Annotated in this window: 1 protein-coding gene; it reads right to left on the bottom strand. The window is 48.9% G+C overall.

The features are described from left to right. Positions 1-221 (bottom strand): hypothetical protein (locus LZP73_RS20865; protein WP_234236894.1); only part of this gene is annotated, 221 nt, incomplete at its 3' end. Positions 222-282: the final 61 nt, after the last annotated feature.

A 282-nucleotide genomic window follows, 5' to 3' on the forward strand; every position in this document is an offset into this window, starting at 1 on the left:
AACAGGTCGGTAATAATGCTACCCGATGCACGGTTATAGACATTCGCTGCTGCACTAATGGTGTCAGAATCCAGTAATCCGCTATTTTCCAGCCCTTGCCCAACGGATAGCTCTCCGTTAATTGTCAGATTGGCCTTATCCTGGTTATAAAGCCACGCTTTGGCGGTCACATTACTATTTAGCGTTTCATTGCCGTAGTTTGCCAGCGCTTTGGTCGTCACAAACCCACCACTTGAAGCAGTTCGCATATCCGTTTCGCCGCTGCCTGTTAGTGCTGACAGC

The sequence above is a fragment of the Shewanella sp. AS16 genome (assembly GCF_021412365.1).
Lineage (GTDB): Bacteria > Pseudomonadota > Gammaproteobacteria > Enterobacterales > Shewanellaceae > Shewanella > Shewanella salipaludis.